This is a genomic window from Streptomyces sp. NBC_01463, assembly GCA_036227345.1.
Taxonomy (GTDB): domain Bacteria; phylum Actinomycetota; class Actinomycetes; order Streptomycetales; family Streptomycetaceae; genus Streptomyces.
In genome coordinates this window covers 8527021-8543432 of sequence record CP109468.1, presented here as the reverse complement: position 1 = coordinate 8543432, position 16412 = coordinate 8527021, and the positions used below count along the sequence as shown (strand labels likewise).

At 71.2% G+C, this 16412-nt stretch carries 10 protein-coding genes; 7 read left to right on the top strand and 3 right to left on the bottom strand.

The genetic code is table 11. The features are described from left to right. Positions 1 to 29: 29 nt before the first annotated feature. From OG521_37515 to OG521_37505, 3 genes are all read left to right on the top strand, one after another. Positions 30 to 467 (top strand): hypothetical protein, encoded by a 438-nt coding sequence (locus tag OG521_37515; GenBank protein WUW26159.1) that lies wholly within the window; start codon positions 30 to 32, stop codon positions 465 to 467. 133 nt (positions 468 to 600) lie between these two features. Then, on the top strand, positions 601 to 1212 hold the full coding sequence (locus OG521_37510; GenBank protein WUW26158.1) for a sugar O-acetyltransferase: 612 nt from the start codon (positions 601 to 603) through the stop codon (positions 1210 to 1212). A gap of 327 nt (positions 1213 to 1539) precedes the next feature. Continuing rightward, entirely contained in the window at positions 1540 to 5445 is a 3906-nt protein-coding gene (locus OG521_37505; protein ID WUW26157.1) for a DUF4981 domain-containing protein, read from the top strand. 51 nt (positions 5446 to 5496) lie between these two features. Here the strand turns inward: OG521_37505 and OG521_37500 are convergent, their stop codons facing one another. Then, positions 5497 to 6000 carry a hypothetical protein gene (locus OG521_37500; GenBank protein ID WUW26156.1) on the bottom strand — a complete coding sequence of 168 codons (504 nt, stop codon included), beginning with the start codon at positions 5998 to 6000 and terminating at the stop codon, positions 5497 to 5499. 159 nt (positions 6001 to 6159) lie between these two features. Here OG521_37500 and OG521_37495 point away from each other — a divergent pair, with 159 nt between their 5' ends. From OG521_37495 to OG521_37485, 3 genes are all read left to right on the top strand, one after another. Continuing rightward, a complete protein-coding gene (locus tag OG521_37495) occupies positions 6160 to 7776 on the top strand; it encodes a phosphodiester glycosidase family protein (protein ID WUW26155.1) in 1617 nt (538 codons plus the stop codon). 58 nt (positions 7777 to 7834) lie between these two features. Continuing rightward, positions 7835 to 8842 carry an esterase family protein gene (locus OG521_37490; GenBank protein ID WUW26154.1) on the top strand — a complete coding sequence of 336 codons (1008 nt, stop codon included), beginning with the start codon at positions 7835 to 7837 and terminating at the stop codon, positions 8840 to 8842. A 95-nt stretch (positions 8843 to 8937) separates the two neighbouring features. Continuing rightward, entirely contained in the window at positions 8938 to 9744 is an 807-nt protein-coding gene (locus OG521_37485) for a dienelactone hydrolase family protein (GenBank protein WUW26153.1), read from the top strand. Here the strand turns inward: OG521_37485 and OG521_37480 are convergent. Together OG521_37480 and ppsA are read right to left on the bottom strand one after the other, a co-directional pair. After that, entirely contained in the window at positions 9736 to 10230 is a 495-nt protein-coding gene (locus OG521_37480; protein ID WUW26152.1) for an ATP-binding protein, read from the bottom strand. The two genes, OG521_37485 and OG521_37480, sit on opposite strands and share 9 nt — an antisense overlap. Beyond that, positions 10223 to 12850 (bottom strand): phosphoenolpyruvate synthase, encoded by a 2628-nt coding sequence (gene ppsA / locus OG521_37475; GenBank protein ID WUW26151.1) that lies wholly within the window; start codon positions 12848 to 12850, stop codon positions 10223 to 10225. The genes OG521_37480 and ppsA overlap by 8 nt, the downstream gene beginning before the upstream one ends. A 391-nt stretch (positions 12851 to 13241) precedes the next feature. On the opposite strand from ppsA, the gene OG521_37470 reads away from it, so the two are divergent. Further along, positions 13242 to 16412 carry a discoidin domain-containing protein gene (locus tag OG521_37470; protein ID WUW26150.1) on the top strand — a complete coding sequence of 1057 codons (3171 nt, stop codon included), beginning with the start codon at positions 13242 to 13244 and terminating at the stop codon, positions 16410 to 16412.

The window sequence follows — 16412 nt, the reverse complement described above, 5'->3', positions numbered from 1 at the left end:
CACCCGAAGCGGCGGTAGCCTGCGTCATCATGATGCGCGCATGGATACCGCCGATACTGTTCACACTCAGCGGCTCAGCCGTTGCGGCCGAGCTGATCCGCCAGGGAAACCCGTGGGGAGCAGCGGCCGTCCTGGTGGTGTTCGCGCTGCCCGCGGGCGTGAACTCGCCCCTGATCTTCCCGAAGTCGGTCGGTGCGGCGGAAGCACAACGCCGTAGCGCGGCCGATGGCCGGCCGGTCGTCTTCTGGCGGCCCGGCTGCACGTACTGCATCCGGCTGCGCATGCGACTGGGCCGGAACGCCCGCCGGTTGCACTGGGTCGACATCTGGCGCGATCCGGAGGGTGCGGCGGTCGTGAGGGCCGCCAACGAGGGCAACGAGACCGTACCGACCGTGGTCGTGGCGGGCCGGCCCCACGTCAATCCGGACCCCGCCTGGGTGCGCGCGCAGCTTTCCTCATCCGCCTGACCGGGCACGGAAACCCCTCATCGGGATCAGGCAAACCCTGCCGGTGACTGCCTGCTACACGTAGGCTCTCGGCGCAGTGGATCAGGGGCACGTCAATCCGGGGTGCCCGAGCCGGACGAGGGAGTGCCCCGCTGTGACGGACACGCACGACGAGAGAGTGCTCGCCAAGATCGCGAAGGGGCTCGTCTACACCGAGTCGGAAGCATCGTTCCAGGACTCCCAGCGGCGCACCGAGGAGATCTTCGAGTACAACCGGACACCGCCGAGCGAAGAACAGAAGCGCAGGTCGCTCCTCACCGCCATCTTCGGTTCCGTCGGTGAACGCACGGTGCTGCTGCCCCCGTTCCACGCCGGGTTCGGCAGCCGGGTCCACATCGGCGACGACTTCTTCGGCAACGTGAACCTGACGTTCGTCGACGACGTCGACATCCGCATAGGCAACGATGTCATGATCGCGCCGAGCGTGACGCTGACCACGACCGGACATCCGGTGCATCCCGCGCGCCGGGCCGACTTCGGACGCTTCTCCGAGCCGATCGTGATCGAGGACAAGGTGTGGATCGGCAGCAACGTGGTCGTCCTGCCCGGCGTCCGGATCGGCTACGGGTCGGTCATCGGCGCGGGCAGCGTCGTCAGCCGCAGCATTCCCCCGATGACCGTCGCGCTTGGAACCCCTTGCCGGGTGGTCCGCCCCATCACCGACGAGGACCTCACCACCCGCGCCGCCGGGCACTGGGCGGACTGACCCGCAGGGGCGCCCACACGGCCCGGGGTGCCGTGACCGGCCGCTGCCGATGTGTGCCGATTCGGCCATTCGCATGGCGTGGTGCGGGGCCGCGGATCATGGACGACGCGTTGCGGGCGCCGATCGATTCTTTGCTGCCACCGTGGCCGGAGCGGTCGCGGCGAAGCCATGCAGTGCGTCCGGCCCGGGGCACCCAGCCGTCAGAAAACAACAAAACCTGACGTTGTCATTGTGGTGGTTGTGTTCCCTTTCTAGGGTGGGTGCGTCTCAACAGGTGTTATCCGCCACACCAGTTGCACATCTCGGCACCCGAGGAAGGCCCCCGCCATGCCACACTCGAACCCGACCCCCCACCCCCTCCCCCACCGCGGATACGTGAGCCGCCGCCGGCTCATGGAAGCGGGCGCCGCCGTGCTCGGCGGACTCGCGCTGTCCGGCGTCCTGCCGGGGGCCCGTGCCGTCGCGGCTGCCGGTGATGTGTCCGCCGACGGCGACGAATGGAACGGGCGCATCGACGTCTTCCGGCTCGGCACCGAGCGGCCGCACGCCACCCTCATGCCGTACGCGAACCTCAAGCAGGCTCTCGCCGCCGACCGCACCACCTCCCCCTGGCGTCAAAGCCTCGACGGCACATGGAAGTTCGCGTACGCCGACCGGCCCGCCGACAAGAAGCAGGACTTCTACCGCACCGACCTCGACGACTCCGGCTGGGAGACCACCCCGGTCCCCTCGGCCTGGCAGCTGCACGGCCACGACTACCCGATCTACGTCAACATCACCTACCCGTGGTGGGGCCCCAACGGACTCGGGGAGGACGCCCAGCCGCCCGCCGCTCCGACCCTGTACAACCCCGTCGGCCAGTACCGGCGCACCTTCACCGTGCCGAAGGGCTGGGCCGGCCGGCGTACGTTCCTGCACTTCGAGGGTGTCAAGTCCGCCCACTACGTGTGGATCAACGGACATCTGACGGGGTACCACGAGGACTCGTACACCGCGGCCGAGTACGACATCACCCCGTACCTCAAGGACGGCACCAACCACATCGCCGTCGAGGTCTACCGCTACTCCGACGGTGACTGGCTCCAGGACCAGGACATGATCCGGCTGAGCGGCATCTTCCGGTCGGTGTATCTGTACTCGACGCCCGGCGTCCATGTCCGGGACTTCAAGCTCGACACCCCGCTCGGGGACGGGTTCACCAGCGCCGAGCTGTCCGTCACCGCGCAGGTCAGGGACTACGCGGGCGACGCCGGCGGAGCCGCCCACACGGTCGAGACGCAGCTGTACGACGCCGACGGCCATGCCGTGTGGGCGCGGCCGCTGGCCCTGAGGGCGGTTCCCGCCGACGGCGAGGTGACCGTCAAGGGCACCAGGGCCGTGCCCTCACCGCGGCTGTGGTCCGCCGAGGACCCGTACCTGTACACCGCCGTCCTTCAGCTCCGCGACCCGTCCGGGAAGGTCGTGGAGACGCTCTCGCACCGCGTCGGGCTGCGCGAGTTCGCACTCAAGGACGGTCTGATGCGGATCAACGGGCAGCCGGTCACCTTCCGCGGCACCAACCGTCACGAGATGCACCCGGAACGCGGTTCGGCTCTCAGCCGTGCCGATCTGGTCGACGACATCACGCTCGTCAAGCGGCTCAACATCAACTCGGTCCGTACCTCGCACTATCCCAACAACCCGCTGTGGCTGGAGCTCGCCGACGAATACGGCCTCTACATCGTGGGCGAGACCAACCTGGAGACGCACGGCATCCGCGACGAGTACCCGGCCAGCCGCGCCGACTGGACACCGGCGTGTGTGGACCGTGCGCAGAACATGGTCCACCGCGACAAGAACCACGCCAGCGTCGTCATCTGGTCACTGGGCAACGAGGCCGGCTCCGGTTCGTCGTTCCGGGCCATGCACGACTGGATCCGCTCCTACGATCCGACCCGTGTGATCCAGTACGAGGGCGACGACGGGCCCGCCACCAGCGACATCCGCTCCAGGATGTACGAGTCGCCGAGCCGGATCGAGGCCCGGGCGAAGGACACCACCGACACCCGGCCCTACGTGATGATCGAGTACGCCCACTCGATGGGCAACTCCACCGGGAACTTCAACGAGTACTGGGACACCATCCGCCGCTACGACGTCCTGCAGGGCGGCTGGATCTGGGACTTCGTCGACCAGGCCCTCAGCTGGCCGACACCGACGCGCAAGCTGCTCACGGAGACCGGGCCCGCCGGGCTGAAGGGCGAGGTCATCAATCCGTCGGGCTCGTTCGGCCCCGAGCACGGCGTGAGCGGAGCGACCGTCTTCGCGCGGGACGACCGGCTCGATCTGACCGGCTCGCTGACGCTCGAGGCGTGGATGACCCCGCACGTCCGCGGCTTCCACCAGCCGATCCTGGCGAAGGGCGACACGCAGTACGCGCTGAAGCAGGCCGACAAGGGCCTGGAGTTCTACATCTACGCGAACGGGCAGTGGATCGCCGCCTCCTGGACGACCCCCGACGACGGCTGGACGGGCGAGGAGCATCACGTAGCGGGCGTCTTCGACGCGGACGCGGGGACGCTGACGCTGTACGTGGACGGCGAGGCCAAGGCCAGCAAGAGCACCGGTCTGAAGCCCAGCAGCAACACCGCCTCGCTCTCCCTCGCCGGTGAAGTGGAGAACCCGACACGGGAGTTCAGCGGGACGATCCGCCGGGCCCGGGTGTACGCGCGCGCCCTGAAGGCGGCGGAGCTCGCCGACGACGGACGTGGCCCCGGCGACGACGGTGTGCGCTTCTGGTTCGACGCGCGGACAGCCCGGTACGAGCAGAAGAAGGCCGGGGCGAAGACCTTCCACGCCTACGGCGGCGACTGGGGCGACAATCCCAACGACGGCGCGTTCGCCGGCGACGGCATCGTCCTGCCCGACCGTCGCCACACCGGCAAGGCGGCCGAGGTCAAACGCGTCCACCAGACGATCCGCGCGACCCGGACGGACGGGGCGGCGCCCGGCGAGATCACCCTCACCAACGACAACCTGTTCACCAACCTGCGCGCCTACAGCGGCCGCTGGGAACTCTCGGCCGACGGCGAGACGGTGCGGCGCGGCACGTTCAGCCGTGACCAGCTCGATGTGGCACCGATGAGCAGCAAGGCCGTCACGCTGCCCGTCGCACTGCCCGCCGGCCCCTCCGCCGGGGCCGAGTACTTCCTCCAGTTGTCCTTCGTCACGAAGGAACGCACACCATGGGCCGACGCCGGCTTCGAGGTGGCGCGGGTACAGCTGCCCCTCGACGCGGACAGTCCCGCGATCGAGCCGGTTCCGCTCGCCGAGGTGCCGGAACTGTCGTACCGGACCGATGAGGCCGAAGTCGGCGTCACCGGACGCGGGTTCGAGGTCGTCATCGACAGGTCGACCGGGCTCATCACCTCGTACGAGGCCAACGGCACGAAGCTCCTCGACTCCGGCCCGGTCCCCAACTTCTGGCGCGCCCCGACCGACAACGACCGCGGCAACGGCCAGCACACCCGCAACCAGACCTGGCGGGACGCGGGCGCGCGGCGCGCGGTGACCGACGTGACGGTGCGCGGGATCGAGGGGCGTGCGGTCGAGATCACGGTCAAGGGGACACTGCCGACGAGCACCGCATCGGCGTACACCACCACCCTCACCGTCTTCGGCAACGGCGAGATCAAGGTCGACAACACCCTCGCTCCGGGTGCGCCGGCCCTTCCGTACATTCCCGAGATCGGCACGATCCTGCGCCTGCCCGCGGCGCTGGAGCGGTTCGACTACTACGGGCGCGGCCCCGAGGAAAGTCACTGGGACCGCAAGGACGGCACGGACGTGGGGCGTTGGTCCGGGACCGTCACCGGTCAGTGGAACCCGTACCTGCGGCCGCAGGAGAACGGGAACAAGACCGATGTGCGCTGGGCGGCGCTCACCGACCGGCGCGGTCGCGGGCTGCTCGTCAGCGGCGACGGGCTCCTGGAAGTCAACGCCTCGCACTTCACACCGGAGGACCTCTCCGTGGGGGCCCGCCACGACTACCAGCTGACACCCCGTGACGAGGTGATCCTGCGGGTCAACCACCGGCAGATGGGCGTCGGCGGCGACAACAGCTGGGGCGCGCACACGCACGACGCGTACAAGCTGCTCGCCGACCGGGAGTACACGTACACGTACCGGCTGCGTCCGCTCACGGACGTGCGGGACGCGACGCGCCTGTCCCGTCGGCCGACGGCCGCCGGGTAGCCGCACCCCGGGCGAGGTGCCGTCCCCCGGCACCTCGCCCGGGACAGCCGCTCAGACCCCGGCCGTGCAGAACACGCACGCCTCCCAGAACGGCCGCGCGTCCAGCACCCGGTGGCGTACGCAGGAGGCCGTCGCGGCCTCGTGCGGCCCGGGCAGGACACTCCCGCCGGCCTGCGCCGTCGCGGGGTCGCCGGGGTCGAAATCCGCCACCATCGAGCGGTAGGCGAGCAGGTATCCCTCCGCCCTGGGCGGCTCGTACGTCAGCTCCTCCCACCTGTGGCGGGACAGTGCCAGATCGAGGACGCTCAGCAGGAAGCCCTTCGCCGCCGCCCGCTCCTGCGGTGTGTCCCCCCAGTCGAGCTCGGCCAGGCCGAAACCGACCACTCCACGCCCCATCACGTTCTGGTCCTGGAGCGTCAGCAGGGCGGCGAAGCGGAAGTCCCACGGTTCACGGGCCAGCTCGGACACGGCGAGCATCAGCACGTCCACGAACACCGCCGTGCCGCCGTTGGTCATCTCCAGGAACCGGCCGTCACCGCCCTCGAACATGTTCATGCTTCCAGGTTATAGAGAGTGGGGCGTGCTCTTGCGCCTCGCGTCCGCACACCGAGCGGCCGGCGCATCAGCATCACGCTCATTGACGTGCACACGTCTTGACTGAAGGTCTCTCCCGCACGCACCTTTGCTGAGCCCGATCTTTCCCAGGGGGTCGACATGAACAGCAAGGTCCTCGGCGCGTCCACGGTGCTGGCGCTGTTGGCCGTGGTGGGCGGCCTGCCTGCGCCCGCCTCGTCCGAGCCGCGCCCGCGGTCCGCCCGCGCCCTTCCGCTGGGCGCAGGCGGCCTGACCGAGACGCGCAGCACGCGGACACTGCAGCCCGGTGTCACCCTCACGCGGATCGTGCGCGGTGCCGAGGCCCCGGCGCTCGCGTGGACGGTCGAGCTGTCGATCCCCGGTGGTGCGACCTCGCCGGATCCCGACGCGCCGCCGACGGCGCTGAAGGACCGGGCCAGTGCCGATGAGCTGACCTCCGACGTCGGGGGCGACGGGTTCGACGCCCGGCTCGAGGAGGTCACGACTCCGGCCGTCGCCGACTACGCCGGCGGATCGCTCGGGTGGCGGGTGCGGGTCGGGCGGTTCGGCGCGCAGTCCGCCGCGACGGCCGAACTCGCCCGGCTGAAAGCGGCCGGGTACGCCGGGTCGGCCGTGTACACCGGCTGGGACGGCGATCCGGCGGACCGCGGCCCGTGGCGCGTCGACGTGCTCACCATCGACCCGCACCGCTTCCGCGGCAGGCTCGAACCGTCGTACGGCCCCGATCTGGAGAACCGCGAGAGGACCAGCGAGCTGGCGGCCGCGGCCGGCGCGACCGCGGCGGTCAACGCCGGGTTCTTCGTCCTCGACCCGAAGGCCGGGGCCCCGGGCGATCCCGCCGGTGTCGGCGTCTACGACGGCCGGCTGCTGAGCGAGCCGGTGAGCGGACGTCCCGCCCTGGTGATACGTGACTCCGGCCGGCACACCGGCGTCACCCGGCTCACCTGGCAGGGGCGAGTGGCCGGCCGGGGCGCGTCGCAACCCCTGGACGGCATCGACCGCGTACCGGGCCTGATCAGGAACTGCGGCGGCACCGCCGACGACACCCCGACCTCACTGCCGCTGCACGACGCCACCTGCACCGACCCCGACGAACTCGTCGCCTTCACGCGTGAGTACGGCGGGCAGACCCCGCACGGCGACGGCCTCGAAGCCGTACTGGACAGCCATGACCGGGTCGTGGAGCTGCGCTCACCGCGCGGCGGCGCCCTGCCGGCCGGCGGCAGCTCCGTACAGGCGACCGGCAACCGCGTCGCCGGGCTGACCGCCCTGGCGCAGGCAGGCAAGCCCCTGCGCGTCGAGAAGACACTGCGGGACGGCGACGGCCGCAGGGTCCCGCTGTCATCGACGACCGGCATCCTCAACGGAGGGCCCGAACTGGTCCGCGACGGGCGGCTGCACGTCACTCCGGCCACCGACGGGATGGTGCAGCCGGGCAACGCGAGCTTCTACTACGGCTGGGTGCACAAGCGCAATCCGCGCACCCTGGCCGGGGTGGACGCGGCGGGCCGAACGGTCCTGGTCACGGCCGACGGACGCGGCACGGCCGCACTCGGGCTGAGCATCCCCGAGAGCGCCGCCGTCGCCCGGTCGCTCGGCCTGCGCGACGCGGTCAACCTCGACGGCGGCGGGTCCACCACCCTCGTCGTCGACGGAGCAGTGCTGAACACCCCGTCCGACGCCACCGGTGAACGCCCCGTCGGGGACGCCCTGCTGATCCTGCCCGACCGGAGCTGATCCCGCCGCCCGGTCCGGGAAGGCCGGGCCGGCACCCCCACCGCGAGGAGACGATGCCATGACCGCCCTCCCGATCCGACGAACCCGCCTCCTGCTCGTCCTGGCCGCACTGCTCCTGATCCTGGTGTCGGCCCCGTCCGCACCGGCCGACGCCGCGGAAACGGACGGGCACGCCCCGAACCGGGGTGCGGAAGTCGTCGCGGTCACCCAGGTCGCCGACCGGCAGATCGACCTGTCGGTCCGGTCTGCGGCTCTCGGCGGCCAGACCGTGAAGGTGCGTCTGCTGACGCCCGACGGGTGGAAGCCGGGCGGACGCGGCCGTCACTGGCCGACCCTCTGGCTGCTGCACGGCTGCTGCGGGGACTACACGTCGTGGACCGGTCAGACCGATGTCGCGCGGACCGAGAGCCTGCGCGATGTCCTCGTGGTCATGCCGGAAGCCGGCTGGAACGGCTGGTACAGCGACTGGTGGAACTACGGCGAGGGCGGCGCCCCGGCGTGGGAGACCTTCCACACCCAGGAGTTGCGTCTCCTCCTCGAACGCGGCTGGGGCGCGAGCCCGAACCGCGTCGTGGCCGGACTCTCGATGGGCGGCCAGGGGGCGCTGCTGTACGCCGCCCGGCACCCCGGCATGTTCAAGGCCGCCGCCGCCTACTCCGGCTCGGTGCACCCGCTGCTCAACGACGAGTCCGTGAACCGCGTCATGGGGTTCTTCGCCGGCCAGGGCAACGATCCGCTGCGGGTCTGGGGCGACCCCGTCGCGCAGCGCGGCGTGTGGGAGGCCCATGATCCGTACCACCTGGCCGGGCGCCTCACATCGACCCCCGTCTACCTGTCCTGCGGTGACGGCACCGCAGGGCCCTTCGACCCGCCCGGCGCCACGGATGCGCTCGAAGCGGACTTCAACCGGCAGAACCAGGCCCTGGCGAGCGAACTCGAACGCCGTGGCGCGCGGCATGTGACCACCCACTTCTACGGACCGGGAACCCACGGCTGGGCCTACTGGCAGCGCGAGTTGCACGCCTCGCTGCCCATGCTGCTGCAGGCGTTGCGGGTCGATCGCTGAGCGATGCCACAGGGACCGGGCGTGCCCGGTTGCGGTGTTCCGCCGACGGTGAAGTCCGGCCCGATCGGGCCGGACTCACCTTACGGTCGGTTCTCATGACGACAGTCACCGCACACCCGGTCACGTACTCGGCCGACGGCCTGACGATGACCGGACACCTCGCGCTCCCCTCCGGTACCGGCCGCCGGCCCGCCGTCCTGATCGGACCCGAGGGAACCGGTCTCAACGACTTCCAGCGCCGCCGGGCCGAAGCCCTCGCCGAACTGGGCTACGTGGCCATGCTCTTCGACCTGCACGGCGACGGGCACTGGTTCACCGACCCGGAGGAGATGCTGGCGCGCGTGATGCCGCTGCTCGCCGACCCCGGCCGGATGCGCGGCATCGGCCTGGCGGCACTCGACGTGCTGCGTGCCGAACCCCGTACCGACCCCGACCGGATCGCCGCCATCGGCTACGGCACCGGGGGTGCGATCGCGCTGGAACTCGGGCGGGCCGGCGTCGACCTGCGCGCGATCGCGACGGTCAACGGGCTGACCGCGGGCCTGCCGGGCGAGGCCGCACGCATCCGTTGCCCCGTCTGGGCCGGGGTCGGGTCGGAGGACCCGATCATGTCCGCGGAGCACCGGGACGCGTTCGCGGCCGAGATGCGTGCCGCAGGCGTCGACTGGCGCCTCGTGGTCTACGGCGGGGCCCAGCACGCCTTCCACCATCCGAAGGTCGAGCAGACCGTGCGCCCCGGCGTCGGCCACCACCCGTTGCACGCGCAGCGGGCCTGGCGCGATGTCGTCGACCTGCTCACCGAGTGCCTGCCCGTCACCTTCCCGCCGCACGCGGCACCGGCCGCGGCCGCGGCCGCGGACACCTCGCCCGCGCCGGACCGGACCGCGACTCCGTCAGGCTGAGCCGGGAAGGACCGGGGGCTCCTCCCCCTCACCCACGGGGGCTTCGGAGTGCTCGGCGATCCAGGCCAGTGTCTCCCGCGAGATCACGCCGTGCTCCGGTTCGCCGTTCCGCTTCGCCAGCCTCCGCAGCAGCTCGTCGTGCGCGACCTGGAAGTGGACGAGCCGCCACCTGCCGCCGCACTCCGTGACCAGGCCCTTGTAGTCGTCCCTGACCGCGCGGGTGCCCAGGCCGTGGTCCAGCACGACCGAGCGGCCTTCCCCGAGGAGCGCGGCGAACTGTCGCCGCACGTCCTCGATCACGGGAGCCTGAAGCGCCAGGTGGTCGCTCGCCGCGTGGTCCTTGCCGATCCGTCCGTGCAGGTCCGTCATCCGGTCATCCACCGACAGACGGACGACGGCGCCCCGCGCCAACGCCGTCGCGAAGGTGGTCTTGCCGGAGCCCGGCAGGCCGGTGAGGAGCCACGCGACGGGCCGGGGGTCACTCACCGGACCGGTGCTCCGGTGCCGTGGAGGGCAGGATCTCCACGTACCCGTCCGTTCCGTGCACGCGGATGCGCTGCCCGTCCCGGATGAGCCGGGTCGCCTGTTCGACGCCCACGACGGCCGGCAGGCCGTACTCGCGGGCGATCACCGCACCGTGGGTCATCAGTCCGCCCACCTCCGTCACCAGGCCCGCGATCCCGACGAACAGCGGAGACCAGCTGGGGTCCGTGAACGTCGTGACCAGGATGTCGCCCGCTTCGAGATCGGCCTCCGCCATGTCCAGGATGACGCGGGCCCTTCCCTCGACCGTCCCGGCGGAGACCGGGAGACCGGTCAGGGCGCCGGCGGGCACGTCGTCGCGCCGGTAGGACCCGGTGACAGCCTCGCCGTCCGACGTGAGCACCCGGGGCGGTGTGAGCGCGTGGTACGAGCGGAACGCCTCCTCGCGCCGCGCGAGGAGCCGGTCGTCCACCAGGTTCGAGCGTGCCACGTCGTGGAGTTCCTGGAACGTGAGGAAGAAGATGTCCTCCTTCTCAGCGAGCACCCCGGCCCGCACGAGGCGTTCGGCCTCCGCCAGCAGCGCCTGCTTGTAGACGAAATAGCGGCTGATGATGCCGTACTTCGGGTACTCCCGGTACCCGATGAAGGTGCGGACCCGGTCGATCATCCGCTCGGCCTCGTCGGCCCTCCGGTCGCCGTCCGGCAGGTCCCGCAGGCGTGTCAGCACGTCCTGCGCCTTCTTCTCCGCCTTCTGCCGCCCCTCCTCGAAGCGGCGCCCGGCGGCGCCCGGCTCGAAGATCCTGACGTTGTCGAGGATCACGGGCACCAGCGTGCTGGGGCGTTCGCGCCAGCGTGGCCTCGTGATGTCGATCTCGCCGACGCACCGCATGCCGTAGCGGTCGAGGTAGGACTCGATGGCGTCGCGCGCCTCGGTGCCGCCCTCCAGTTTCGGCAGCCCGTCCAGGAAGTTCTCGTCGTCGACGCCCTGCAGGAACGCCACCACCTGCGGATACGGGCGGATCACGTCGGCGACGTCGAGCAGTTCGAGTCCCATCTCCGACGTGATGTTGTCGGGGGCGGACAGCGTGAGCGTGTCCGCCGCGTTCTTCTCGCCCAGCCACTCCTGCAGCTTGTCGTTGAGCCACCAGGTGGCCTCCATCCCCGCCATGATCACTTTCATGCTCTGCGGGTCGCTCAGCACGCGCCTGTGCTCGACGAACGCCTCAAGGAGGAAGTCGAACAGCTCCGGTCCGGTCTTCGTCCGGATGTCGCGCTCCAGGGCGGCGATCGACACCCTGCTGCGCTCGATCAGTTCGGTGACGATCGCCGGATCGGTGTCGATCGGGGCGGGCGCGTCCCCGGCCGGCGGGCGGCCGGGGGCCGTGTCCGGAAGCGTCGGAACGAAGTCGCCGCGGTCCAGGACGGTTTCCAGAGCGTCCCGGATCAGCGGATCGCCCTTGCCCATGGCATCCAGCAGTCCCGCGCGCGTCGCGGGTGAGGCCAGGCGCCCTGTGACGTCGACGAACAGCCGCCCGCCCGCCTCGTGCATGGCCACCATGGCCGTCAGCTGCCACATGGAGTACCCCAGGGGCTTCATGGGGTCGGTCATCATCTGGCCGTGGCCGACGGAGACGTAGACGTGGTTCTCCTCGTCGTCGGACTCCGGGACGGGGAACAGCGTCGTGATCGGTCGGCTCTGCACGATCCGGAAGCCGTCGTCGACCAGGCACCACTCGATGTCCTGCGGGCTGCCGAAGTGTGCTTCGATCCGCCGCCCGAGCCTGACGAGCCGCACGGCCTGTTCGTCCGTCAGCGCCGGCTGCTCCTGCTCCCGCGCGTCGACCGCCACTTCCTGCGTGCCGCCGGCCGGCAGGGCCTGGATGGCCAGCTGTTTGGTGCCGATCACCTTGGCGACGACTTCGTCGTTCCGCACCGTGAAGACGTCCGGGTTCACCAGGCCGGAGACGAGTGCCTCGCCGAGGCCGAAGCCGGCGTCCACCGTGGCGGTCTTCCGGTTGCCCGTGACGGGGTCGGCCGTGAACAGGATTCCGGCCGCCTGCGGGAAGACCATCTGCTGCACCACCACGGCCATGTGCACCGTGCGGTCGTCGATGCCGTTGCGCCGCCGGTAGGTCACGGCCCGCTCGGTGAACAGCGAGGCCCAGCACCGGCTGATGTGCCGGAGGATCTCCGCCGGCCCCACGATGTTCAGATACGTGTCCTGCTGGCCGGCGAAGGAGGCCGTCGGCAGGTCCTCCGCCGTCGCGCTGGACCGTACGGCGCAGGCGGTCCCCTCGCCGAGCCGGGCGAGCGCCCGGGTGACCGCCGCCGCGACCTCGTCCGGGACGGGGGTCTCCTCGATGGTCCGGCGGATCTCCGCACTCAGCGTGCGGATCCCCTCCCGGTCGTCCGGGCTCACGCGCGACAGCTCATCCAGCCGGCCGTCGAGCGACGGAGTGCCGGCGATGACCCGCCGGAAGGCGTGCGTGGTCACACACAGCCCGGGCGGCACCCGGACGCCGTCGATCCGCGACAGCGTGCCCAGGTGCGCGGCCTTGCCGCCGACGACCGCGATCTGCGTCCCGTCGACGTCCTGAAGATCCAACACATACCGCTCGTTCACCGCGTTGCCTCCGAGGCAGTCGTGTCCCATTGCCCTGCACTGGCCAAGCCAACCACCGGTGCCGCCGGCTCCGGCGCACCCTTCGTCAGGCGCGTCCCGCTCACCGTCGGCGCTCTCCCACCGGAGCCACGGCCGTCCCGCACGTCGACCGCACGCACGCCGTCGGCCCCTCGTATCCGCAGGTGGTGGGCTCGGCCGGGACATTCTGCGCCACCCCCCGGGCCTTGCCGCAAGCCCCACGGTGCGCTATAAGTTAAGAGTGGCAGGGAGAGGTCTCCCTGCCTTTTGCTTTGGGCTCCCCCGCACGACGGAACCCTTGACGGGTACCGGGACAGAGGAAAGGATGATCGCGCCTGACGTTTGACAACGTTGTCATCACCCGGAGGACCCCATGCCCGAAGCACCCGCCTACTACGACCGGCGCAGATTCGTTCAACTCGCAGGACTGACCGGACTGTTGACCGCCGGTTCACTCGCTCTCCCGGGTGCGGCCACCGCCGCGGGCCCGTCCGCCGCCCCCGGCGGCAGCCGTCACGGCGGCGGTGCGGAGCAGGACAGCATCGCGGAAACGTACTACCAGGTGCTGCTGACCCACACGCGCTGGGCGGAGACGCAGTGGGACGCCGCCCTCGGCCACTACACGGCCAAGGACTTCGGCTTCGCGGTGGTGCTCGGCAACGCGGTGCTGCTGACCCAGGGCACGTACGACTCCGGACGCGCAGGCATCGCCAAGGACGAACTGCTCTCCCGCACGCTGGCCACCCTCAAGCACTTCGCCGCCTCCAACCGCCTCACGGGCGGCACCGAGTGGGGCCGCAAGCTGTTCTTCGACACGACCTTCCAGCTGTACTTCGTGCTCGCCGCGCGGCTGCTCTGGGACCAGCTCGACGACGCCACGCGGCGGAACGTCGACACGATCGCCCGCGAACAGGCGCAGTACACCACCGCCCTCGGCGACAGGACCGATCCCGACTCCGGGGACTGGACGCCGAACGGGCTCAAGGGCGGCTTCGTCGGTGACACGAAGCTGGAGGAGATGGGCGTCTACGCCCAGTCGCTGGCACCGGGCCTCGCCTGGGCCCCCACCGATTCCCGTTACGAGGCGTGGTCCGCGGCCTTCGGCCGGTGGACCCGGAACGAGGCGGGCCTTCCCGCGGCGGACCTGGCCAATCCGGCCCTGGTCGACGGGGTCGCCGTGGACGCGAACACCGCGACCAACCTGTACGACACGTTCATCGTCGAGAACCACAACTCCTTCGGCCCTCACTACCAGGAGGAGTTGTGGCGGACCTCCGGCCGCAACGCCGCCCACTTCATCGCCGCCGGCCGTCCCATGCCGCAGGTCCTGACCTCGCAGCCGAACGCGGGGCCGCTGTGGCGCACGCTGCTGATGGTGATGAGCGACGCGGGCGAGCCGCTGATGCCCATGGTGGCCGACCGAGAGCACCTCTACGGACGCGATGTGATCCCGCTGGCGTTCCTGGCCCAGGTCACCGGGGACCGTGCCGCCGCCTGGGCGGAGGCCGCGATGGCGAAGCGGCTGGAGCCCTACCAGGCGTACGCGCCGGAGTACCGGCTCGCCAAGTTCTCGGGTGAGGCGAAGTACGAGCCGGAGGCCCGGGCCGAGATCGCCATCAGCTACCTGCTGCACCGGTGGCGGGCGGCCCACGGCGGCCCGGTGACACCGCTGTCCGACGAGGCGTTCTACGACCTGGCCTCCGGTGTGCGGGACTTCGCCGAGGGCCCCGGCCTGGTGGTCCAGCAGACCCGGGCGGCCTGGGCGGCCGCGGTGAGCAAGCCGGGCTTCGTCAAGTTCGCCTGGCAGCCCGCTCATGACGACTGGCTGTTCGCGCTGAGCGGCAGCACGCCGATGTTCCTGCCGTCGACCGGGAGCAAGGTGCAGCGCCGCTCCGTCACGACCTACCGCAAGGTCCGCGACGGCATCGACGCGACCGCGTCGGTTCTCGAACTCGACACCGGCATCGCCGGCTTCACCACCCTCCCGTCGGGTGCGGTCGTCTACGCGACGAGCGGCACGGCCGCCGGTGAGGGGCACCTCCAGATACACAACCTGACGATGCCGGGCCTGGCGGGCCTGGACGGCAGCCGTACGTACACCTCGGCCGAGGGATCGGTCCAGGTGAAGTCGAAGGACAGCGGGAACACCTCGGGCGGGACCGGACCCCGGGTGGACACCCTCGCGCTCCCCCGGGGCTCCCACCGCTTCGTCCGCATGCAGGGCGTGGCCGGGCACCCGCAGTACGGGTACTCCCTCTACACCGTCTCCGTCCGGGACGGCGCGGACGGCACCGACCTCGCCCGCACCGCCACCGCCACCGCGTCCTCGGCGGCGACGGGCCGCGAGGCGGCATACGTGCTGGACGGGGACGGCACCACCCGCTGGGCCGTCGCCGTCGCCGAACGGGGCCGCCAGGACAGCTGGCTGACGGTCGACCTCGGCAGCGCCGTCGCCTTCGACCGCATCACTCTGGCATGGGAGTCCGCGGCCGCGGCCCGGTACCAGGTGCAGGTCTCCGACGACGGGAAGACCTGGACCGAGCTGACCCGGTTCCCCGAGGCGGAGCTCACCAGCTCCGGCGGCTGGCTCTCCGTGGACGGACGGGCCGGACTCGTGGTCCGTGACGCCGCCCATCCGCTCGCCGTGTACGGCGACATGGTCGTGCTGTCCGACGGTCCCGCCGAGGCCCTCACCGTCGAGGGCCATCCGACCGGGGATCCCGCCGTGTTGAAGGCGGCGGCGGCCCGCGAGGCGCCACGGGCCGCGAACCCCGTCGTGCACGCCAGCACGGCCGGCGGGCACCTGAGTCTGTTCAACCTCTCCCCCGACTCCGTGAAGACCGTGGTGGCCCTGCCCCGGCAGGACGCCGCACTGGTCCTCTACGCAGGTACGCAGACGGTGACCGCCTCCGGCACGGACTTCTCGGCCGAACTGGACGGCGCGACCGCGGCTGTCGCCGCGGCCCGCTTCACCCTGCTTCCGGCGACGGGGCGGACGGTGCCGCCGGGTGTCCGGGCGGACGTGGTCGACGCCGCGACCGTTCGGCTGACCGGTCCGTCGTGCGATCTGTTCGTGACGGCGGGCAACGGCCGGCGCACGAAGGTCCGGCTGCGCCGGGGCCGCACCACGACGGTGTCGGTGCGCGATGTCGTCCCCTATCCGCTCGACGACGCCGCCCTGGGCCGCGACACGTTCCCGAACGCCCCGCGTCCCGCGGGCATGTCGGACCCGTCGGCCGCGGTGGACGGCGACCGGCACACGTCGTGGACTCCGGGTTCCGACGGGGCCCGGATGGTCGTGGACCTCGGTTCCGTCCTCCCGGTGGAGCGGATCCTCGTGGAGTGGACGACGAGCAGGGTGCCGCGCGCGACGGTCGGGTTCAGCGACGACGGCGTCAGTTACCGGCTCGGCGGCACGCTGCGGGGCCGCGGCACCATGACCGCCCTCACGGCCGGCGCCACCGCCCGCTATGTGGCGCTCGACGTCTCGGGCTGGAGCAGTGGGCACGCACGTCTTCGGGCCCTCTCCGTGCTCCCCCGGTAA

What these genes read in the sequence shown, in the direction of transcription:
- OG521_37515 (WUW26159.1), top strand. Translation starts at nt 30, where the DNA reads ATGATGCGCGCATGGATACCGCCGATACTGTTCACACTCAGCGGCTCA.
- OG521_37490 (WUW26154.1), top strand. Translation starts at nt 7,835, where the DNA reads ATGACCGCCCTCCCGATCCGACGAACCCGCCTCCTGCTCGTCCTGGCC.
- OG521_37500 (WUW26156.1), bottom strand. Translation starts at nt 6,000, where the DNA reads ATGAACATGTTCGAGGGCGGTGACGGCCGGTTCCTGGAGATGACCAAC.
- OG521_37505 (WUW26157.1), top strand. Translation starts at nt 1,540, where the DNA reads ATGCCACACTCGAACCCGACCCCCCACCCCCTCCCCCACCGCGGATAC.
- OG521_37485 (WUW26153.1), top strand. Translation starts at nt 8,938, where the DNA reads ATGACGACAGTCACCGCACACCCGGTCACGTACTCGGCCGACGGCCTG.
- OG521_37470 (WUW26150.1), top strand. Translation starts at nt 13,242, where the DNA reads ATGCCCGAAGCACCCGCCTACTACGACCGGCGCAGATTCGTTCAACTC.
- OG521_37495 (WUW26155.1), top strand. Translation starts at nt 6,160, where the DNA reads ATGAACAGCAAGGTCCTCGGCGCGTCCACGGTGCTGGCGCTGTTGGCC.